16 protein-coding genes and 1 tRNA gene are annotated in these 21,433 nt (G+C 40.0%); 9 read left to right on the top strand and 8 right to left on the bottom strand.

Going from position 1 to position 21,433, the window contains the following annotated elements; all coding sequences use genetic code 11:
* Positions 1-72 precede the first annotated feature (72 nt).
* Positions 73-1,476 carry a sensor histidine kinase gene (locus BM386_RS04395; protein ID WP_091691820.1) on the top strand — a complete coding sequence of 468 codons (1,404 nt, stop codon included), beginning with the start codon at positions 73-75 and terminating at the stop codon, positions 1,474-1,476.
* A 1-nt stretch (position 1,477) separates the two neighbouring features.
* Positions 1,478-2,161: a LytR/AlgR family response regulator transcription factor gene (locus BM386_RS04400; protein WP_091691821.1), complete on the top strand. Its 684-nt coding sequence runs from the start codon at positions 1,478-1,480 to the stop codon at positions 2,159-2,161.
* Positions 2,162-2,163: 2 nt separating this feature from the next.
* Here the strand turns inward: BM386_RS04400 and BM386_RS04405 are convergent, their stop codons facing one another.
* Positions 2,164-3,036 carry an AraC family transcriptional regulator gene (locus BM386_RS04405; protein WP_091691822.1) on the bottom strand — a complete coding sequence of 291 codons (873 nt, stop codon included), beginning with the start codon at positions 3,034-3,036 and terminating at the stop codon, positions 2,164-2,166.
* 165 nt (positions 3,037-3,201) lie between these two features.
* Here BM386_RS04405 and BM386_RS04410 point away from each other — a divergent pair, with 165 nt between their 5' ends.
* The 6 genes from BM386_RS04410 to BM386_RS04440 all read left to right on the top strand — a co-directional run bounded on the left by BM386_RS04410 (position 3,202) and on the right by BM386_RS04440 (position 13,884).
* Complete coding sequence (locus BM386_RS04410) at positions 3,202-4,251, top strand: family 43 glycosylhydrolase (protein ID WP_091691823.1); 1,050 nt, start codon at positions 3,202-3,204, stop codon at positions 4,249-4,251.
* A 483-nt stretch (positions 4,252-4,734) separates the two neighbouring features.
* Positions 4,735-5,628 (top strand): helix-turn-helix domain-containing protein, encoded by an 894-nt coding sequence (locus BM386_RS04415; protein WP_091691824.1) that lies wholly within the window; start codon positions 4,735-4,737, stop codon positions 5,626-5,628.
* 13 nt (positions 5,629-5,641) lie between these two features.
* On the top strand, positions 5,642-7,162 hold the full coding sequence (locus BM386_RS04420) for a gluconokinase (protein WP_091691958.1): 1,521 nt from the start codon (positions 5,642-5,644) through the stop codon (positions 7,160-7,162).
* A 324-nt stretch (positions 7,163-7,486) separates the two neighbouring features.
* Positions 7,487-10,750: a SusC/RagA family TonB-linked outer membrane protein gene (locus tag BM386_RS04425; RefSeq protein WP_211482882.1), complete on the top strand. Its 3,264-nt coding sequence runs from the start codon at positions 7,487-7,489 to the stop codon at positions 10,748-10,750.
* Between the two features lie 4 nt (positions 10,751-10,754).
* Complete coding sequence (locus BM386_RS04430; RefSeq protein ID WP_091691960.1) at positions 10,755-12,308, top strand: SusD/RagB family nutrient-binding outer membrane lipoprotein; 1,554 nt, start codon at positions 10,755-10,757, stop codon at positions 12,306-12,308.
* A gap of 898 nt (positions 12,309-13,206) precedes the next feature.
* The gene (locus BM386_RS04440; RefSeq protein ID WP_091691826.1) at positions 13,207-13,884 is read left to right on the top strand and encodes a fibrobacter succinogenes major paralogous domain-containing protein; all 678 of its coding nucleotides are present in this window, start codon (positions 13,207-13,209) and stop codon (positions 13,882-13,884) included.
* Positions 13,885-13,981: 97 nt separating this feature from the next.
* Here the strand turns inward: BM386_RS04440 and BM386_RS04445 are convergent.
* From BM386_RS04445 to BM386_RS04455, 3 genes are all read right to left on the bottom strand, one after another.
* Positions 13,982-14,054 (bottom strand) — tRNA-Thr (locus BM386_RS04445).
* A gap of 99 nt (positions 14,055-14,153) precedes the next feature.
* Positions 14,154-16,295: a DUF349 domain-containing protein gene (locus BM386_RS04450; RefSeq protein ID WP_091691827.1), complete on the bottom strand. Its 2,142-nt coding sequence runs from the start codon at positions 16,293-16,295 to the stop codon at positions 14,154-14,156.
* 48 nt (positions 16,296-16,343) lie between these two features.
* Entirely contained in the window at positions 16,344-16,913 is a 570-nt protein-coding gene (locus BM386_RS04455; RefSeq protein ID WP_091691828.1) for a YqgE/AlgH family protein, read from the bottom strand.
* Positions 16,914-17,016: 103 nt separating this feature from the next.
* Here BM386_RS04455 and pdxH point away from each other — a divergent pair, with 103 nt between their 5' ends.
* On the top strand, positions 17,017-17,649 hold the full coding sequence (gene pdxH / locus BM386_RS04460; RefSeq protein WP_091691829.1) for a pyridoxamine 5'-phosphate oxidase: 633 nt from the start codon (positions 17,017-17,019) through the stop codon (positions 17,647-17,649).
* On the opposite strand, the gene bshB1 is transcribed toward pdxH, so the two are convergent.
* The 4 genes from bshB1 to BM386_RS04480 form a co-directional block, all read right to left on the bottom strand.
* A complete protein-coding gene (gene bshB1, locus BM386_RS04465; protein WP_091691830.1) occupies positions 17,650-18,369 on the bottom strand; it encodes a bacillithiol biosynthesis deacetylase BshB1 in 720 nt (239 codons plus the stop codon).
* Between the two features lie 14 nt (positions 18,370-18,383).
* Positions 18,384-19,427 (bottom strand): M23 family metallopeptidase, encoded by a 1,044-nt coding sequence (locus tag BM386_RS04470; protein ID WP_091691831.1) that lies wholly within the window; start codon positions 19,425-19,427, stop codon positions 18,384-18,386.
* Positions 19,428-19,436: 9 nt separating this feature from the next.
* Entirely contained in the window at positions 19,437-20,381 is a 945-nt protein-coding gene (gene trxB, locus BM386_RS04475; RefSeq protein WP_091691832.1) for a thioredoxin-disulfide reductase, read from the bottom strand.
* Between the two features lie 182 nt (positions 20,382-20,563).
* Positions 20,564-21,427, bottom strand: a complete 864-nt coding sequence (locus BM386_RS04480; RefSeq protein WP_057936313.1) for a sigma-70 family RNA polymerase sigma factor — start codon at positions 21,425-21,427, stop codon at positions 20,564-20,566.
* Positions 21,428-21,433 lie beyond the last annotated feature (6 nt).

Consider the following 21,433-nt stretch of genomic DNA (forward strand, 5'->3'; position numbering starts at 1 on the left):
AACGACAACCTTGGGCAGTAATTCAAATCCAATTGAGACAAAGTAATATAACACACTTTTAACTAGCGGTTTATGAAATCAAAAAGATTGGTATTTAGAGATGTTGAATGGTGGATAGTCACCTTCGTATTTCTGATCATTGTGCTGACCAACATCGTGGTGGCGATGTCTTCCCGGACTTATCCTATGGAAAAATTCTTTGGGATAGTTGTGTTCCCCATTGTGATTTATATCGGCTATTATGTGATGCATCTCGTGATTATACCAAAATACCTAAAGGATAAAAATACATTTGAACTGATTCTCTACAGTCTCCTGACAATCGTTATTACTGGTGGATTGTCAGGTGCCTGCGCAGGTGTCAATGATGTAGATGCAGAGCGGTTTTTCCGCTTTTATTTCAGTTTAATTTTACTTTACGCAGTCTATCAGGTCATTGCCAATTTACTGAAGCGGATGTTTTTACCGCCTATGTTTAAGGATTTTCAGCTTTATAACGGCACGCGTCTGTTTATGATTTTCCTTTTTATCAGCTTATTTCTTTTTGTATCGCAGCTTTTTGTGAATGAAGCAGTGTTGATCATTTTCCTAATGATTGTGCCGGGAATAACATTTTTTATTCTTTACAATTATTTCCTACTCTATAGAAACAAACTAGCTGGAAATCTAACTGCATACCGTGGCTTTCTTTGGGGGCTGATGACGGTCATTTTCATTGTTTTTGTCATCATTTCTGCGGAAAGTAATGTACCGGAAATCATGCTGCTTGGACTTGGGATGATCGCACTTTTGATCTTCGTTGTATTTCCTATTTCCAATTTGATTTTTGCAAAATATGAAGATTACGTGGGCAAAATTGACACACTTTCCGTTCAGGTAAATCAGAGTTCGGCAAACCTTAGCTTTCTCCGGTCCCAGATCAACCCACATTTTCTTTTCAACGCCCTTAACACCCTGTATGGGGCTGCGCTGATGGAAAATGCAGAAAAGACTTCCGATGGAATCCAGAAGTTGGGTGATATGATGCGCTTCATGCTTCACGAAAACCAGATGGACAAAATCCCGCTGACCAGAGAAATTGACTACCTTAAAAATTACTTGGACCTACAAATGCTTCGTTTCAAAAACGAGACAAACCTTGATGTGGAAATCAAATTATCGGATGAAATCTGTGAGGGAAATATTTCCCCCATGCTGCTGATTCCTTACGTGGAAAATGCGTTCAAACACGGCATCAGTACCAAAAGCAAATCCTGGATCAAGATTAACCTGAGATGTCTGCAAGGTTCTGTTCATTTGGATGTGGTGAATAGCATTCATCCCAAAAAGCAAACCGAAGATCCGCGCGATGAATCAGGGATTGGTCTGGAAAATGTAAAAAGTAGATTGGCACATTTTTACCCACAAAAGCATAACTTGACCATCGTGGCAAACGATTCAGAACATTTTGTCCACCTTTCGGTCCAACTCTCTTAAAATGATAAATGCAATAGCAATAGACGATGAAAATATGGCTTTGGAAGTGATTAAATCTCACGCTTCCAAAGTCCCTTTTTTGGAACTTGCGGCCACCTTCACCGATGCTGTGCAAAGCTTGGAATATCTGAAAAGCAATCCAGTGGAGTTGGTCTTTCTGGATATCAACATGCCGGATATCTCGGGCGTTGAGCTTGCAGCACTTTTGCCAAAAGACACCCAGGTGATCTTCACTACGGCGTACTCTGATTATGCCGTACAAGGATTTGAGCTCGATGCCATTGATTATTTGCTCAAGCCATTTAGCTTGGTTAGATTTCTTAAAGCCTGCCAAAAGGCTCAGGAATGGATGGAACTGAAGCCTGCCAATAGACAACATTACCTTTATATCAAAACCTCGGATGGACAGGTTAAGGTAAAATTCATTGATCTTTTCTGCTGCGAAGCAACGGGGAATTACGTAACCTTCCACCTACGGACCGAGAAGATTCTGAGCCGGATGACTCTTGCTGAAATAGAAAAGTCACTTCCCTCCTCTTTTATCAGAACCCATCGCTCCTATATTGTCAATACCGAGCTGGTGGATAAGGTAGAAAGGCATCAGCTGCTTTCAGAAAACCAAAACTTCCCGATCAGCTTGTCCTACATGGACCAGGTAGCTGCACACTTTGATTCCAACAGATAATCTCAAAATGGCTCGATGTAATCCTTTTTATAGGCGAGCGGAGTTTTCCCGGTTCTGTCTTTAAACTGCTTATTGAAATTGGAAAGTGTAGGAAATCCACTCTCGAAACATACCTGACTGATGTTCAAATCTTCATCATGCAGTAATTTGCGGGCATTGCTGATTCGCACATCACCCAGAAAATCCGTGAAAGATTTATTGACTCTGGATTTGAAATATCTACTAAAGGCGCTTTCAGACATATTTGCCATCGAAGCCACATCGCTTAGGGTAATTTTTTCTTTGAAGTTTTTCAAGACATATTCCAGGATTTCGGAAATCTTATCTTTTTCATGTGCGGTATAATTATTTTTATAGTCGATCTGTGTGATCGGAGCCAAATCCGGCGAATGAGCCAGTAAATCCAAAATCTGCAATAAACCAATGATCCTCGAAGCCCCTTGCTTTTCTAGCAACTCTTTCATCATTTTGGTCACCTGCTTGTTTGTAGGCCCCGTAATCTCCAAGCCCCGATCAGCCCTAGACAGTAGCTTTTCGATTTCCTCAAACTCTTCCTTGATAAAAGCATCTGCTCCGAGGAAATTCCGAGGAAAATAGATGACAATATCATGGGTCTCCATTTTGTTTTCTACATCAAAAAAGATGTTGTCACTTCTCCACACATGAGGAAGATTTGGACCCGTTAATACCATATCCCCTTCTTTAAAAGGCTTCATGTGATCACCGATGTAGCGGGTTCCCCTACCCTTCAAAACTACGTTCAATTGAAATTCTTCATGAGAATGCCAGAATTTATCCAGATATGGCTCACGCAATTCCTTGATAACGAATACTTTGTTAGCTGGAATTTTTGATTTCTGTAATGGCTTCTTCATTATTTCTATCTGATTTATTCTACTATTATAAGAGTCTGGAAGCAGAATTAATCATAATCCAGTTATTTTTCAAGCTAAAACAGGAAGATTTGATTTAATATTCTTTGCAGATTTAGTAGTTAAATAAATCTTAAAAGATTTATTCGACCAAAAACCCAAAATGAAATGACCTTTACTTTTGCCCCCTGTTTATTCAGAGGTGGTTTAGATAAAGCTATAATCGGCTTGCTGACCTGCTTTCTGATTTTGATAAGCTTATCCCCAGCTGATGCCCAGCGGGCTGTGGATGACAGTAAAGGGCTTATCGCTCATGATCCTGTGATGATCAAACAGGATAGTATTTACTACCTCTTTATGACTCATGGAGGTGTTGCTAAAAGCAGGGATTTAGAAACTTGGACAAGAATAGAGCGGATATCCACAGCTTTTGACTGGGTCAATGATGACATCGTTCCCGGGTATAGAAGAGGGTATTGGGCACCGGATATTCAATTCTTTGATGGACTATATTTCCTGTATTATTCCGTTTCAGCATTCGGTAAAAACACCTCCGCCATAGGAGTAATGACCAACAAAACGCTGGATCAAACTAGTCCTGACTATGTGTGGGAAGATAAAGGAATGGTGGTTCAGTCCGTTCCAGGTCGCGACTTTTGGAATGCAATAGATGCAAATGTGATTTATGAAAAAGGTGAAAATGGAGAGACCATAGGCTGGTTGTCTTTTGGCTCATTTTGGGGCGGCTTGAAACTTGTGAAGCTTGCCCCTGACATGATCTCCTTAGCAGAGCCGCAGGAATGGTATGGAATTGCACAACGCGAACGAACTTTTGGGAGACCTGACAGTAATGCAGGCAATGGAGCCATAGAGGCACCTTTTATTTATCAGAATAATGGATATTATTATCTGTTTGCTTCTATTGACTCATGCTGTAAAGGATTGGAGAGTACCTATAAAACGATAGTTGGAAGGTCAAAAGATATCAGAGGCCCATACCTCGACCAAGAAGGAAAAGCAATGTATGCCGGAGGAGGTACCATCCTAGCTGCAGAAACAGAAGATTACGCAGGAATTGGTCATTGTGCCGTTTATGATTTTGACGGAAAGACAATTTTTGTAGCTCATGGATATGACAAGCATGATGAAGGAAAATCAAAATTAGTCATCAAGGAAATTATTTGGGATGAAAATGACTGGCCAGTTATTGCTGTCTAAATACTATAGAATTAATTGTTCATCAATTACAAACTAAGCTAAAGTTAAATATATAAATAGTCTTAAATAATTATTCATTATTATCACCGTTTAGATTGAGTTAAGAGTCAATTCATTTAATAATAACCAAACTATTGGTTAAAATTTTATTCTAATTTATCTCTAGATAATCTTTTTATAGATTGTGTATTAAATAAGAAATTATTTATTTTATATTTTGCAAGTGTAATATATATTATTAAAAAATCAATAGTGTCCTATCGTTATTTTGCAAGGATATAAATAGGAATTTAAATAGAATACCTCTATGTGGTATTTTACTCTAAAAAGAATAAATTTTGAGATCATAAGAGCATATGAATCCAAAATATATAATAGACTAAGATACGTTTAGCCTACCTTTAAAGAAGCAGGGTTGTTAGCTAAACATATTCTTAGATTAAATTAGAGTTTTTAGTTGTCATTTACTTTAATTAGCCCAAAATGCCACACAGTCCTTTTAAATTACTGGGAGAAAATGCAAAGGAATTGATTCCTTTTCCCCACGTAATTGATATTGGACTGGAAGTAGTAAATTCAATCAAACTAAATTCTTTTCCTTGTTTACCGGTAAAGAATCTACAGATGTATCTTGTCCTAGATGGAAGGTTTAATTGGATTATCAATTCCAAACACGAAGTACTCTATCCAGGAGATACCGCAGTGATTTTGCCAGGGCAAGAATTTGGGGGACTTCATGGCCATCAGGATATCGGGACGCTTGTCAGGCTTCAATTGCGGATTGAGAAAATAGATAATGATGGCAGAATCGTACTGGGAAAATGGAGCAAATTATCTAAAAGTGAACGACTGGTCATCTGGCAAATACTCAAGCTAAATGATTGTCCAGTTATAAAATGTTCATATTTACCTCCTCTTTTTCAGGAGGCTTGTGCGGAAATTAGAGATCAGGAATTAGGCTTTGTGACTCGGGTTAATCATATACTTGACACGCTATTGATCTTAATTTGCAGGCAGATTACTAGACAAGCAGGAGCCCGACGGGATTTTCCCCAGACCTTCACAAATCTCGAAAAGAATCTCCGGCAAAATTTATCACATAAATGGACGGTTGAAGAAATGGCGGCAATGATGGGGCTGGGTACTACCGCTTTTAATGAAAAAGTAAAAGCATATACTGGCTTTCCACCCTTGCATTACTTGATTAATATCAGGATTTCTGAAGCGATCAAACTATTAAAGTTAAAGGAAACAAATATTACGGATATTGCCTTAAAAACCGGCTTTTATTCCTCTCAGCATTTTTCTACCACCTTCAAAAAACTTACTGGGCATACCCCCAATGAATTTAGGAAACGAAATACCACCACCGAGTAAACTAGCTAAGAATATGGAATGTATCATCACTATCGAAATAGGCACGAATGCAGTTAGAATAATAGCATTTGACCTGACAGGAAATGTAATTGGAAGCTCCAAAGGATCCTACCCTACTTTTCATGTGGCTCCCGACTATAGCGAGCAAGACCCTGATCAGATGTTTATTACGATGCTCTATGTGATGAAAAATCTTCTGAATGAACGGATTCACCCATTTCATCATGAGGTGATTTCCATTTGCTTCAGCGCTTCTATGCACAGTGTTTTGCCCATAGACAAGCATGGTGTAGCATTAGGAAACGCATTTACCTGGGCCGATAATCGAGGAAAAAATGAGGCAGAGGAGCTAAAAAATTCCTCTGTCGGCAACTCGATCTATGATTCTACAGGCACGCCTATTCACCCCATGTCACCGCTTATTAAAATAGCATGGCTCAATAGAAACGATCGCGATCGATTTAACAAGGCTGCCAAGTTTATCACAATCAAAACTTACATCATCCAACAACTCACCAAAGATTACTTATTAGACTATAGCCTTGCTTCTGCTACTGGACTTCTAAATATCCATAGCAGAGAATGGGACACTGATGCACTAGAATACGCAGGGATAGCAGCTAGTCGCCTTCCAGATTTAGTTCCTGTTTTTCAGAAACTTAACAAGCTACGGCCCGAATACCAAAAATCCCTTGGCCTCTCCGAAGGAGTGAAAATCCTGATCGGTTCCAGCGACGGCTGTTTGGCTACTTTGGGAGGAGGAGTTTGGGAAAAAGATATGGCAACCATCACTATAGAAGATAGTGGAGCAGTAAGAGTAGTAAGTAAAGAAGTGCTCAAAGACAGTAAACAACGTCTTTTTAATTACCTTCTCACAGATAAGTACTACATCTCAGGAGGTCCTACAAATAATGGAGGCGTGGCTTTTGAGTGGTTTGCAAAGCAGTTTGGTGATTTCAAGAGCCTGTATGATGTGGATCAAGTAATGCAGCAATTAGTGCAGGAAGCCACAAAATCCAGAGCTGGGTCGGATGGGTTACTATTTTTGCCTTATCTCTTGGGTGAACGGGCACCAATTTGGAATGCAAATGCCCGTGGGACATTTTTTGGGATAAATATTATGCATGAAAAGCGACATTTTATCAGGGCCACTATAGAAGGAATTCTCTACGAAATTTATAGCATTGGCAAAACGCTGGAGTCTCACAAAACGATCAGTTCCCTCACGGCAAATGGAAGTTTTGCTTCAATTCCATTCTGTACACAGCTGTTGGCGGATATATTCAACAAGCCCATAAGTATCGGAAAAAACCCCGATAGCATAGCGCAGGGTGCCTATTTGCTGGCAGCTACCAACTTGGGAATTTTTGATAGTATCTCCACTGCTGCCAAATCAGTGAAAATGGCTACTACTTTTGACCCTAACAAGCAAACCAACCCTATCTATATGAAGTACTTTGGATTGTTCGAAAGATTAAGTAATAAACTACAAGATGAGTTTGCTGATATAGCTCGTTTGCAGAGTGATATATAAGCAACTTTGATCAAAATAAGTAGCTTGATTTTTTACTAAAATGAGAGGCTTAATCAAGACCTTAAACTTTTGGAAACCAGTATTTATTTGAAAACAAAAATATTTTTAAAACTTAGAATTATTTTGTACAAAATTCTACGGTGGTTTTTATTGGTAGATTCTATATAGAGTAATTTTTAGCTTGAGTTAAAGTATCTATTAGAATTATATTTCAATCTTAGTTAATTGATTATTCGCCTATTTTTGGTTTGTCAATAAAGCTAAATTTGGACACTGTTTTAATGGATATTTTGAGTTATTCTTTAACAATAAAACCCATTAAAAATGAAACAAACTTACCTTTTGTACGGCATAGCTATGCTAGTACAGTTCGGTGCTTTCACTCCGATTACCGAGTCGCTGGCATCCCCTAAAGAAATTAATGTATCACCTCCGCTACACCTGCTCTCAAACCTATCAGATGAAGTAGCTGCCCAAATATCCGGCAAGGTGACCGATGTAGATGGTGAACCCATTCCCGGGGTTACAGTCCTTGTGAAAGGAACGACGGTAGGAACTACTACCAATATCGATGGAGATTATAGCCTCGAATTTGACGATCCAAACAGCACTTTAGTCTTTTCCTTTATCGGTTTTGTCACCCAAGAGGTAGCTGTTGGCGGAATGTCTGTCCTGAACATCACAATGGCCCTGGACGAGAAATCACTAGAAGAAGTAGTGGTGACTGCTCTAGGCATAAAGAAAGAATCCAAAAAACTAGGGTACTCTGCTACCTCTGTAAATACGGAGGAGCTGGTCACAAACCGAACCACCAATGTCATGGAATCCTTGGAAGGTAAAGTCGCTGGTCTCAATATTACACCTCCCGCCGCAGGAGCAGGTTCCAGCACCCAAATAAGACTCCGAGGACAATCAGCATTTGCTGGGGCTAACAATGCTCCCCTGATCGTTATCAACGGTCTTCCGATGGATCAAGGTGCCAGAGGAGTAAACGGTGCCGGGGAACAAAGAGACCGGGGCGATAATCTTCAAAATATAAATCCAGATGATATTGAAAGTATGACGGTTCTAAAAGGTGCAACCGCAGCGGCCATTTACGGAGCCAGGGCTGCCAATGGTGCCATCATCATAACTACTAAATCAGGTAAAGCAGGTCAGGGAATTGGAGTGGACTTCACCTCAAGTTTTACTACTTCCCAGCCTCTTAATTTTATGGATGAACTTTCCCAGACAGAGTATGGAATAGGCACAGGCGGAGTAAGGCCCCAAACTCAAGGAGATGCCCAGTCCTTCGGCCAGTTTGGTTTTGGTGATAGACTAGACGGAGCACCTACGATAAACTTTGATGGTCAAATGAGGCCATACTCTGCCTATCCTTATCAACTCTATGATTTTTTAAGAAATGGATCAAATTTCACAAATACTCTAGGATTATCAGGAAGCACAGGGAATGGAAGTTTCAGAGTTTCATTTTCCAATGTTGATGCCTCTGGTATTCAGCCTATGAATGAATACACAAAACGGATTTTCAATGTAGGTATAAATCATAATCTATCAGAAAAGCTCACGGTTCAGCTAAATATTAATTACGCTAATGAGTATAACCTCAATCCTCCTCAAATAGGTACTCAGGGTGATGGAGCCATCAACTTCTTCAACAGAATGGGAATATCCACACCCATTGATGCTTATAGAGAAAGTGCAGTAGATCCTACTACGGGAGCAGAATTGAGAACTAATGGTTTTTTGGGTACTATTAACAACCCATTTTATCCCATCCAAGGAAACCAATACTTTAAGGAGCGAAGAAATAGACTTTTGGGAACGGCCACGGTTAGGTATGCTATTACCGACTGGCTGTATGCCCAAGGCCGTTTTAATTACGATTATGGAACTGCGTTCTCTGAATGGAATCGCTTGAATGGTACAGGTAGCACTACGCTGTTTCAAGATGACCGAACCTACCGGGGCACGTACAACCTAGCTCAAACTACCACCACAGATATTAACGCAGATTTTCTGATTGGTGCAAATAAGGTATTTAACAAGTTTTCCATAGATGCCAGCTTTGGAGGCAATACCTGGAGACCAACATGGCAAAATTTGACTCAGAACTCCAGCAATTTTGTAGTTGCTGACCTCTATTCCATAGCCAATGGTACCATTAGAAATCAAGGATATGGCTATTCTGAGAGCCGCGTTAATTCACTTTATGGATTGGCCGAATTTGGTTACAATGGCATGTTGTATTTAAATTTTACCGGGAGAAACGACTGGTTCTCAGTACTTAACCCAAACAACAACTCCAAGTTTTACCCATCGATTTCGGGTAGTTTTATTTTCTCAGAATTGATGACCAATGTCACTTGGCTTTCATATGCTAAACTACGTGGATCCTGGGCAGAAGTTGGTAGTACAAACGGAGTAGGAACCTACGAAGGACTCCTGACCTACGGTATAAATCAAAACCAATTTAATGGGCAAACGCTAGCTGGTGTAAGTGGAAACTTTGCTCCAAATACTAACCTGCAGCCTTTTACCGTAACGGAAAAGGAGATCGGAGTAGAACTAAGATTATTCGACAACAGACTCTTGGTGGATGTAGGCGCTTTTGAAAAAGTAACTACAGATCAAATATTGGATGTAAAACTTTCCAATACATCAGGCTACACAGATTCAAAACAAAATACTGCATCCCTTAAAAATAGTGGGCTTGAGTTTTTGATTGAGTATTCTCCTATTGAGACAAGTAATTTCAGATGGACCAGTTCCTGGAATAGTGCATACCTAACAACGGAGGTTTTGGATGTAGGTAATAACAGTGGTACAATGCTGGTGGTGTCTTTCAACGATACGGGGAACGAATTCTTAGGACAGCTCAGGTACACAGAGGGACTTCCCATGAATCAGTTATATACCAGAACTTACCTGAGAAATGCCAATGGAGATATACTCGTAACCGACCAAGGGCGTTTACGCTCCACAAACTCCAGTACCCCAGGTGGTGAAGAAACAAATGGTTTTCTCCCAATTGGAAGCTCTATTCCCAAGCACACGGGTGGATGGACAAACACCTTTAGCTATAAAAAACTTAGTCTAGCCGTACATATAGATTACAAGTTTGGAGGGATGGTCATGTCGTCCACTCATTTGAATATGCTGCGTCAGGGACATTCTAAGCTTTCGCTGCAAGGACGAAGAGAGGGAGAAGAAGGTCTCATTTTTCCGGGTGTTTACGACAATGGAGAACCGAATACTACCGTGGTTACAAACCTACAGAGCTTTTATGCAGACTACAGAAATCAACAGATCGGAGATCCATTTGTTTTCAAATCTGATTTTGTCAAACTGAGGAACGTATCCATCTCCTATAACCTAACTCAGGACATCAGCAAGTTGTCCTTTATGAAATTTGTGAAAGGGCTTTCAATTTCAGCTGCAGCCAGAAATCTGGCAATACTGTACAAAGATTTGCCTGGATTGGATCCTGAAGCAGTACAGTCTTCGGGGGATTTTAGAGCAGGATACGAAAACTCCTCTTTGCCTACTACTCGAAATTTCAATGTCAGCCTAAATGTTAAATTCTAAGATCATGAAATCAATAAAGCACTATTTACTGATCCTATCAGCCTTAGTACTACTAGCAGGCTGTGATAAGGATTTTATAGAAATAAATACAAATCCTTATGCTGTAACCGAAATAAACCCTGCGCTTCTATTTGCCGGGGCACAAAGAACTCATCTGGGAAACTGGACAGCGGAGCATACCATTGTCCAGCAATTTGTAAATCCATACAACCAAGGAGCTACCTTAGGTTTTAATTTCAACGAGGATATTGACGGGGTCAGCAATCCTAAGTGGGATCAATCCTACCCTGGCTCTATCAAGAACCTGATGCAAGCGATGTCAATATTGGGAGAAGAAACAGACCGTACAAATTTATACAACATGATTCGGATCTGGAAAGCTCAAATATTTTTAGGGTTAGTTGATTCATATGGAGATGTACCCTACTTTGACGCAGGAAAGGCCGTCACTGAAGGAATATTCTTTCCAGCTTACGATGATGATGCTTTGATCTACGAAGACTTGCAAAAGGAGTTGACGGAAGCCGTAGCTGCACTTAATCCTAGCGCTGACTATGTACCGGAAGATCTATTTTATGGAAACAACAGTGAAAATCCTGCTGGAAGTGCCTCTGCCCAAGTAGAACAATGGAGGAAACTCGGTAACTCCCTGCTGCTGCGATTGGGAATGCGCTACTCAAAAGTAGATGCCTCAAAGGCGCAAGCCATCGTCTCCCAGGCATTTAACAACGGAGTAATGACCTCCAATGCAGACAATGCCTATGTCAAATACGACGGTACCCTTTATACTCAAGGTGATAATAGTGGACTAAGGGATTTCTCCTATTTCAACTATGCTGCTGAACCATTTGTGACACAATTGAAATCAACAAATGATCCCCGTGGCAAATACATTTTAGCTATCTATGAGGATCCTGCCGCAGTGGCAAACGACCTCAATCCTAACACAGATTTAGCCAACCAGTTTGGAGTGCCTATTGGAGTGATCAGCACTGAACTGGCCGACCCTAATGGGCCTTATAGAGGAGCACGTGGTGGCGGTCTGAACTATTCCCAAATAAATATCTATTCGGTTGCATCTCCGGCAGCTCCTTATTTTTGGGTGACGTATGCTCAGACTTCCCTCCTTTTGGCTGAGGCTGCCCAAAGAGGATGGATTAGTGGTTCAGCTCAAGCTTACTACGAAGATGGTGTCAAAGCCGACTTGATGGTGTATGATTTGTATCCTCAAACCGAGCCTATTTCTGATTCAGAGATGGAATCGTACGTGTCACAGCCGGGTGTTGCATTCGAGGCAAGCAATGCCTTGGAGCTTATTAATACGCAGTATTGGATAGCAAATTTCAGAAATGGAACAGAAGCATTTGCTAATTTCAGGAGAAGTGGCTTTCCCGCTCTAAGTCCAAATTTGTCCAATAACAATCTTCAGGGAGGTTTTGCGAGAAGGCTCTCCTATCCAGACTATGAAGGCTCTACAAACACAGAAAATTATACTGCAGCTTCGGCTGCAATGGGAGGTGATAATTTACTCTCCCGGGTATTCTGGGATATTCCTTAAAAAAAGGGAAAATCAAAAATTCTGTTAGTAGCCATAGTTTCGCTTTATAATAGAGAAGACGGAGAGAAAATTTAGTAGTATAAGTTTTTCATTATCCATATCCTGTGACCCATAGTAATCGACTGAACTAGTTATAAAATATGGTTTGAATGGGGACTTCAATAAAAAGGTGACCGAGCGTTCGGTCACCTTTTTTTTAGTTTAGACTGATTGGGTTAATTTATGTAATTTTTATACTCTGGTACTTTAAAGTATCAAACATGCCCACAAGGTCACCTTTGGCAGTATCCATATTCTCTTTTACGTATATCCGCTTTTCTGCCAGTAAGGAGGCTAAAGCAATATAGCATATGTTAAACTTTAGAATTGAGGCCACTTCGGTCATCGGTCTTCTGACCAGGTGAGCAAAAAAATATTTGTTACTGGTATCATTCCGTATATCCATGTTCTCTTTTTTCGGTATTAAGCTAACATCATAGTCACTAAAGTTAAAAGAAGTTTTGATAACTTCTCCATGGACACTAACTGTACTCATTTATCTCTCTTCAAGAAAATAGCCTGTGATTTTCCCGTCAACTGTTACTAGTCTCTTAGAAAGAGTAGCACAGCCATCAAGAGTTCCTTAAATTAATACATACTACGTGCCTTCAAAAAATTCTGGTGAGGAAAAGGAAACTGCTTGTGCAAAGCTTATGGTTAATGTAAAGACTATACTTCTTAATATGGGTACTATTATTTCAAATGATAGTTATTTATCTTTTAAATATCTGAAATTTTTAAAACAATGTACTGACCATTAACTTTTTAATGAGTAATTCGGTACCTTATTCAATTATTAAGCTTATTCAAATTAGCCATAATCTTTTCAAATAAATCATCTTCAACTATAGGCTGCGCCGTGACCAACAACCCTGTACTTTTCTTCTTGTTCCTAGTCTTACTTTCCTGCAAGGAAGTGGAAGAACCAGGTACGCTACAAATCCCAGAAGATGGTATAGAAATAGGTAGTCAGGTATGGATGAAAAAGAATTTAGAGGCAAAAGCATTCAAAAACGGTGAAGAGATCTTCCACGCATCCAATCAAGCAGAATGGGAAAAGGCATACATTGATAAAATACCAGCATGGTCCTATTATGATGATTTAGAAGAAAATGGGCAGCTATATGGTCTAATTTATAACTACTACGCGATTGTAGATCCCCGAGGCTTAGCTCCCCGGGATTGGAAGATTCCAACAGTCTCGGATTGGAATATGCTTTTTAATTTTCATGGAGGCACTCCTAATGCTGGCAGAATGCTTAAAAGCGATCAATACTGGATCTATAATACAGGCACCAATAGCAGCGGATTTACCGCACTTCCTGGAGGAGAACGGTACATTGGTGGTTTTTTTAGATCAAAGGGTTTAATCGCTTCCTTTTGGACATCAAGTATTGAGAAAAATGGAGATATAGTGACAATAGGAATTTCAGATATTTCTGAGGATTCTAAAATATACCTTTCAACTTCTAATTCAGCTTATTTTTCACCATCCCAGGAACTCCCTGGCTTTTATTTGAGATGTATCAGAGAATAGTACTTCTTTTAAAAATCAATTATCAAGTAAACGAACATGGAAAAAGAGCTTAGGTGCAAAAAATGCAAAAAGGGAAACATCTCTGTTTCCCTTTTTGAGCCTCCTATCGGGATCGAACCAATGACCTACTGATTACAAGTCAGTTGCTCTACCAGCTGAGCTAAGGAGGCTTATTCCCTTATTGTGATGCAAATATAGGGGTTCACTTTATTTGCTCCAAACCCCCAGAAAAGAAAAATCCTATCTTCCTTATTCTGAGTGAGAAAAATTTAAAACTCTCTTAATATTGACAGCTTGCCCTTCAATTTTTCAATCTCCTCTTCGGCTTTTTGAATCTTCAGATCAAACTGATCTTTCAATTTATCTGCGGTCTTAGAGGCAGCAAAGAATTCCAAATTGTTCTTCCATAACGTAATGTTATTCTCCAACTCAGAAATTTGCTTACGTATGCCGTGTTCTTTTTTGTTGAGTGTTTTTACAGCGTTTGGATCAGACTGAAGTCTGTTCAGATTTAATCTGAACAGGAATTCTTCTCTACCAGCTCCCTCAGGACTTAATTTCTCTAAATACAGGTCAACAGCAGTTTTGAATTGAGCCTGTATCTCCTTCATGGACTTTCTAGGCACAAATCCCAAATCATTAAATTCACCGACCAGTTTGGTCAATTCATCCTCAGAAACCTCTCCGCTTTTTGCTGCATCAGTGATTTGCTTACAAATCGCCTGCTTACTTACTAAGTTCTCTTCAAACTCCTCGTTGGATTGCTTATTGGAATCTCTTCTATTGTCAAAGAAAGTATCACAGGCAAGCTTAAAACGCTTGTAAAGACTGTCACGGTTTTTTTCGGGAGTTGGGCCAAGCTTCTTCCAATCTTGCTGAAGTTTCACAAGTGCATTAGCCGTATTCTGCCAATCTGTATTATCTTTTAATTCTTCAGCTTTTGTAATTAACTCTTCAGCTTTGGCTTGGTTTGTAGCCCTAATTTCATCCAGCTCTTTGAAGAATAAATTCTTATTATGAAAGAACTGCTTGAAAGAAGCCCAAAAAGCCTTGTTAATTTCTTTACCTGACTCTCTTGGTACAGGACCTATTTTCTCCCAGTTTTTCTGGATTTCCAAAATCTCCTTGGTCTTGATATTCCATTCACGAATTCTATCTGCTTTGAAATCTGCAAAGGGTTTCAAGGCTTCAATTAATGCCTCTTTAAGATCTTGATTTGCTTTAAAAACTTCTTTTTGACCTTCATAGAAATCCTTTCTACGATCGTAAACAGCATCAGATGCAGCTTTAAATTTCTGCCAAAGTGCCTCTTGCTCATCTCTAGGAACTGGACCAATATGCTTAAACTCCTCATGAAGCTCGTTAAGGGACTTGATGGCATCTTTAAGATCTTTTACATCTTTCAATGCAATAGCTTTCTCTACAAGCTCAAGCTTACTCTCAAGGTTTTTCTTACGATCAAGTTCTTTCAGCTCAAAATAGATACTTCTATTGTCATAGAAGCGATCCATTAATGCATTATAACTGGCCCAAAGGCTTCTATTCTGCGATGACGGTACTTGCCCAATGCTTTTCCATTCCTCTTGTAAAGCTTTGATAGTCGCCATACTCAAGGTGGTTTCTTCACCATCTACCAGCTTGCGAAGTTTATTCAGCAACTCTGTTTTTGCTGCCAAATTGGCCTCTTTTTTCTTTTCAGCTTCTTTGCGAAGCGCACCTAGCTGATGGCGGTACTCGTAATAATATGTGTTGAACTCTTTCTCCTCATCACTTGGACGGAAGTCAAAATCATCTTCAGTTCCACCCTCAGCTTTAAATTTCTCTAAAGCTTCTTCTTTCTCTTTATGGGTAAATTCATCAAAAGCTGCCTTTATCTCATGAACCAACTTATCGATTCTATAGATATTTTCCTGCTTGACTTTGCTTTTGAGGAGGGCTACTAGTTCTATTTTGGTAAGCGTGCTTACATCAATCTCCTCGTCATGATGCTCTTCGTCCTCGTCCTCCTCTTCTGAGTCTTCGTCTTCAGAGTTGTTTGCTTGAGTCTTTGCAGAAGTTGTCGCTTCGGTAGGCTCAACATTTACTTCAGGAGCATTTTCTTCGACTGCTTCAGTTGAAGACGAGGATTTTTCAGCTTCATCCGATGATACTACTTCAGGATCTGCAATAGTTTCTTCAGAAATAGCTGGATTCTTTTCTTCGGGAATCTCTTCAATTACCTCAGAAGAACTCGCTGCGTCTGCCTTCTCTTCAGTAGGTTCAACTATAGATTCAGAGTCTTCAGTCTCCTCAGCTACGTTTTCTTCGATAGCCTCAGAATTAGTTTCCTTTTCGATACCCTTTACCTCTTCTGAATTGGAGGCTTGAGTCACCTTGTCCTTGTCGGACAAATCATTACTTTTATCAGTCATAAAAACAGTACTATTAGGCGGCAATATGGGCAAAAGTAGGGATTTTGCCTAATTTAATCTTGGATCTAGCGGATAATTTGCTATTACCTTAAACTCCCCTCCCATATTCTTGAGTAAGTTTTTCCAGAGTTCCTCGGGTGTAAAATCAAACGTTTTTTCTCCCAAATTTTCCCTGCAAATAATCCAGGTTTCATCAGACAATTCGTCGTCCAATTGTTCAGAGCCCCACCCACTGTAACCTAGAAAAAAACGGACTGACTCCGGGTCAAATAAGCCCAATTTCAATTTCTCCACTAAAGATTCGTAATCTCCGCCCCACCAAATATTTTCACCCAATTGAATACTACCATCGAGTGCCTTCTCACCTACATAAATAAAATGTAGCGTATTCTGCTCCACAGGCCCACCTACAAAAACTTCCTTATCCAAAAAATCCAAGGCTTCAACTAGCTCACCCAGTTTAAGTATGGAAGGTTTATTAATGATTAACCCAAAACTACCCTCTTCGGAATGCTCACAAAGTAAAACTACAGAGCGAACAAAGTTTTCGTCTTGCAAAAATGGCTCGGAAATTAGAAGATCTCCGGCCTTAGGATTACGTTGTTCATCTTTCGTCATTCGCATCTAAAATCTAAATTCTTGAAAAATATAGATCATAATTTTTTAAATGCAATGGCTCTGGTAATTTTATATCGAAGAAATTATTGACTCAAAACCAGCTATGGACATCTCAGCAATACGTAAGGACTACACCATTAAATCATTGGATATCAGCGATGTAAACACAGATCCTGTTACGCAGTTTAAAGCTTGGTTTGAAGAAGCAATAAATGCTCAAGTCTTGGAAGTAAACGCGATGACAGTGTCCACTATTGGCTTGGATGGCACTCCAAACGCACGGATCTTATTGCTAAAGGGAGTTGACAGTGGTTTTGTATTTTTTACCAACTATGAAAGCGAAAAAGGGAAAGAAATCGAAAGGCAAAACCATGCCTCCTTGACCTTTTTCTGGCCAGAATTGGAACGGCAGGTCAGAGTGCGTGGCAAATTAGAAAAAGTTACAGCAGAGGAATCAGATACCTATTTTTTCTCTAGACCTTTCGGCTCTCAAATTGGCGCATGGGTATCTCAGCAGAGCCAAAAACTCAATTCACGGGAAGATCTAAACCTGAAGAAAGTTGAAATAGAACAGAAATTTTCTGAAAATTCCATATCACGACCTCCACATTGGGGTGGATATAGGCTGATGCCGTCAACCATTGAGTTTTGGCAAGGCAGACCTAGCAGACTCCACGACAGGATCAAATATGAATTTCAGGATGGTAACTGGGTGATTAGCAGGCTTGCCCCCTGATTATATCAGGTCAAAGAGATTATCCATGCCTATCATTCGTTCTACAGTAAACCCTTCACCATATTTCACCAGGATTTTGTGGCCAAATTCTCGAGCCCTAGCTTCAATAAATGGCAGAAAATCCGGATCTGAGATAAAACTTACCGGCTCCTCACTTTTAGGATCATAAAACTGAGATTGGAATGCAAGGATACTATCAATTTTAGTCTGCCAAAAAGGGGTAATATCCACTACAAAATCTGGTTCTATGTAATTATTCTGGATGTAATGATAGACGAACTTAGGTCTCCAAGCTTCCTGCTGAACCCCGTCAAGTTCTGTTTCTATTTTTCGAAGACCACTCATAAAACAGGCTGTGCTTGCAAGGCTTGATCCCTTGCCATGATCAGGATGACGGTCTGCTACTGCATTTGCCAAAACTATCTCAGGCTTATATTTTCTGATCATTTCGATGAGTTTCAATTGATGCGCTTCGTCGTTTTGAAAATACACATCTTTGAAACCCAAATTTTCTCTTGCTGATAATTGAAGGATTTTACCCGCAGCATCTGCCTCTTGTAGGCGTAGTTCAGGCGTTCCACGAGTTCCCATTTCTCCTTGGGTAAAGTCAACTATCCCGACTTTATGCCCTCGCGCTACATGAGAAGCTATAGTTCCAGAGCATCCTAATTCTGCATCATCCGGATGTGCAGCGAAAACTAAAATATCCAGCTTTGTCATTTTTATTCAAGTAGCTAGCGAACGCGCAGGTTCTGTCCTATTTTTAAAATTGTACGTGTATTAATTCCATTCAATCTGGTCAAAGCACTTACAGAAGTACCATATTTTCTAGCGATAGATCCCAGATTTTCTCCTCTCCTTACTTTGTGGTAGGCATTGGTCCTTGCTTGAACAATGTTGCCAAAAAGCGCAGGAGTAATTTGATAATTTTGATCCCGGATTTTGTATGCTGGAAAATCATAAACTTTCTCTGCATCAAAAGCTAAGCCCCGATAGCGTAGTTCATAATGTAGATGAGAGCCAGTGCTTCGTCCAGTGTTTCCACCTTTTGCAATTAAATCTCCAGCTTTTACTTCTTGTCCTACATCTACTAATTGTTTGGATAAATGACCGTAAAGGGTCTCTAAACCATTTTTGTGACGGATCACAAGGTAATATCCGTATCCGTATCGATCATAAGATTTTACTCGGACGATTCCATCAAAACCGCTATAAACAGGATCACCAGTATTCAAATCCAAGTCAGTTCCATAATGCCATCTTCTCCATCGGTAACCATAGCCGGAGGTTACTGGAGTCGTTTCCAGAGGCATTTTCCAATTGTATCCAAAAAACTCATCGTAGAGTCGGATATTAACTGTGTCAGTAAATGTCTTTGGGTCAAAATTGTAAATATCAATTTTATTAGAGTCCCAAGAAGAATAATACTCAAAGGCTGTCACCCAGATACTATCAATTTGGATTTGCTCTGATACTTTTATCAACTGGTTAGTGGGGGCCCAAATCATGATATCCTGATCCTCACTGATAATGGACCTCACTCTACCGAGGTTCACATTGTTTTCAAAAATAATGGAATCTGTGACGGAAGATAAAGTCCTAAGATATGATTCCTGATCAAATCCCCTCAGTTCTATATTTCTCCTCTCCTGGCCTGCCCCAGTAGATTCAGTTGTATTATTTTTCTTGATAATCTTTGGAAAAATTTGAGCATTGGCATTTAAAGCGCCAATGCTCAGATTCAAACAAAAGACTACAAATAGGATTGAATACCTCATTTATTGGGTTTAATCATTCTCGAACTCAGCCAAATATCGCTCAGCATCCAAGGCAGCCATACATCCGGTTCCCGCAGCAGTTACAGCTTGACGGTAGATGTTGTCCTGAGCATCTCCACAAGCAAAAACGCCCTCAACATTTGTTTTGGTACTTCCCGGGATAGTTTTGATATATCCGGCATCATCCATATGGATATAATCTTTGAATATGCCGGTGTTTGGTTGATGTCCAATAGCAACAAAGAAGCCAGAAATGGCGATTTCTGATTTTTCTCCCGTTTTATTGTTAAAGATTCTCACCCCGTTTACTTCTTCATCTCCAAGGATCTCATCAGTCTCCGTATTCCAGAGAATTTCGATCTTGGGATTATTCATTACACGTTTTTGCATGATCTGAGATGCACGCATTTCATCTTTACGGATCAGCATGTAAACTTTGCTACAGATATTAGACAAATAAGATGCTTCTTCACAAGCAGTGTCCCCTGCCCCAATGATTGCCACTTCCTGACCTCTGAAGAAAAACCCATCACAAACAGCGCAGGCAGATACCCCTTTTCCGTTTAGCCTTGTTTCACTTTCTATCCCCAACCATTTAGCCGAAGCACCTGTAGATATCAATACCGTATCTGCATGGATAGTCACTTGCTCATCGATGATCACAGTATGAGGCTTGGTGGTAAAATCCACACTGGTCGCCAACCCATATCGTACCTGAGTACCAAATCGTTCTGCTTGCTTTCTAAAGTCTTCCATCATCTCTGGCCCAGTCACACTATTAGGATATCCAGGATAATTTTCAACGTCATTGGTAATGGTCAACTGACCGCCAGGCTGTCCACCTGTGTACAGTACAGGCGAAAGGCCTGCTCTCGATGCATATATAGCTGCAGTATAACCTGCAGGTCCTGATCCAATGATCAAAACCTTTACTTTTTCAATTTCTGGTTTCATTAATAGGTAATATTAAATCGGGCAAATTTTACGAATTCTGCACTAGTAACAAAGTTGCATCTTGTTAAAATTCCCTAAGCACTTGACTTAAGTCATAAAAGCAATACACAAATAGAAACTAAGGCAAAAATGAAGAAATAAAAAAAGGGGGCTATTAACCCCCTTTGTTATTGTGTGCTAGCTTATCCGAGGTAAGGTTTCAGCGTCTTACTACGGGATGTATGTCTCAGTCGGCGTATTGCCTTTTCTTTGATTTGTCTTACTCGCTCTCTTGTCAGGTTGAATTTCTCACCTATTTCTTCCAAAGTCATTGCATGCTCGCCATTCAAGCCAAAGTAAAGCGTGATTACATCAGCTTCTCTTTGAGTCAAAGTAGAAAGTGCGCGTTGAACTTCTTTCCGAAGGGAATCATTCATCAAGCCATCATCTGGCTTTTCATCACCGTCATTTTCCAATACGTCCAAAAGGCTATTCTCTTCACCTTGTACAAATGGAGCATCCATAGATACGTGACGACCAGAAATCTTCATTGTATCTACTACCTCATTTGCAGTGACTTCAAGCACCTCTGCCAATTCCTCCGGAGATGGCTCACGCTCAAATTTCTGCTCTAGCTCGCTGAATGTCTTGCTGATCTTGTTCAAAGAACCTACTCGGTTCAATGGAAGACGAACAATCCTAGACTGCTCTGCAAGCGCCTGAAGGATAGATTGTCTAATCCACCATACGGCATAAGAGATGAATTTAAATCCACGAGTTTCATCAAATCGCTGTGCAGCCTTGATCAGACCGAGGTTTCCCTCATTGATCAAATCTCCCAAAGAAAGTCCTTGGTTTTGGTACTGCTTGGCAACTGATACTACAAATCGAAGGTTGGCTTTGGTCAATTTCTCCAGTGCCAATTGGTCACCTTCTCTAATTCTCTTGGCCAAAACTACCTCTTCGTCTGCTGTCAACAGGTCAACTTTTCCAATCTCTTGAAGGTATTTATCAAGGGACTGACTTTCTCTGTTGGTAATCTGTTTGCTAATCTTTAGCTGCCTCATTCAGGA

The sequence above is a fragment of the Algoriphagus locisalis genome (assembly GCF_900116615.1).
GTDB classification, from domain to species: domain Bacteria; phylum Bacteroidota; class Bacteroidia; order Cytophagales; family Cyclobacteriaceae; genus Algoriphagus; species Algoriphagus locisalis.

Bases quoted from the DNA above. Each gene is read 5' to 3' on its own strand.
- BM386_RS04395 (WP_091691820.1), top strand. From the start codon at position 73: ATGAAATCAAAAAGATTGGTATTTAGAGATGTTGAATGGTGGATAGTC.
- BM386_RS04400 (WP_091691821.1), top strand. From the start codon at position 1,478: ATGATAAATGCAATAGCAATAGACGATGAAAATATGGCTTTGGAAGTG.
- BM386_RS04405 (WP_091691822.1), bottom strand. From the start codon at position 3,036: ATGAAGAAGCCATTACAGAAATCAAAAATTCCAGCTAACAAAGTATTC.
- BM386_RS04410 (WP_091691823.1), top strand. From the start codon at position 3,202: ATGACCTTTACTTTTGCCCCCTGTTTATTCAGAGGTGGTTTAGATAAA.
- BM386_RS04415 (WP_091691824.1), top strand. From the start codon at position 4,735: ATGCCACACAGTCCTTTTAAATTACTGGGAGAAAATGCAAAGGAATTG.
- BM386_RS04420 (WP_091691958.1), top strand. From the start codon at position 5,642: ATGGAATGTATCATCACTATCGAAATAGGCACGAATGCAGTTAGAATA.
- BM386_RS04425 (WP_211482882.1), top strand. From the start codon at position 7,487: ATGAAACAAACTTACCTTTTGTACGGCATAGCTATGCTAGTACAGTTC.
- BM386_RS04430 (WP_091691960.1), top strand. From the start codon at position 10,755: ATGAAATCAATAAAGCACTATTTACTGATCCTATCAGCCTTAGTACTA.
- BM386_RS04450 (WP_091691827.1), bottom strand. From the start codon at position 16,295: ATGACTGATAAAAGTAATGATTTGTCCGACAAGGACAAGGTGACTCAA.
- BM386_RS04455 (WP_091691828.1), bottom strand. From the start codon at position 16,913: ATGACGAAAGATGAACAACGTAATCCTAAGGCCGGAGATCTTCTAATT.
- pdxH (WP_091691829.1), top strand. From the start codon at position 17,017: ATGGACATCTCAGCAATACGTAAGGACTACACCATTAAATCATTGGAT.
- bshB1 (WP_091691830.1), bottom strand. From the start codon at position 18,369: ATGACAAAGCTGGATATTTTAGTTTTCGCTGCACATCCGGATGATGCA.
- BM386_RS04470 (WP_091691831.1), bottom strand. From the start codon at position 19,427: ATGAGGTATTCAATCCTATTTGTAGTCTTTTGTTTGAATCTGAGCATT.
- trxB (WP_091691832.1), bottom strand. From the start codon at position 20,381: ATGAAACCAGAAATTGAAAAAGTAAAGGTTTTGATCATTGGATCAGGA.
- BM386_RS04480 (WP_057936313.1), bottom strand. From the start codon at position 21,427: ATGAGGCAGCTAAAGATTAGCAAACAGATTACCAACAGAGAAAGTCAG.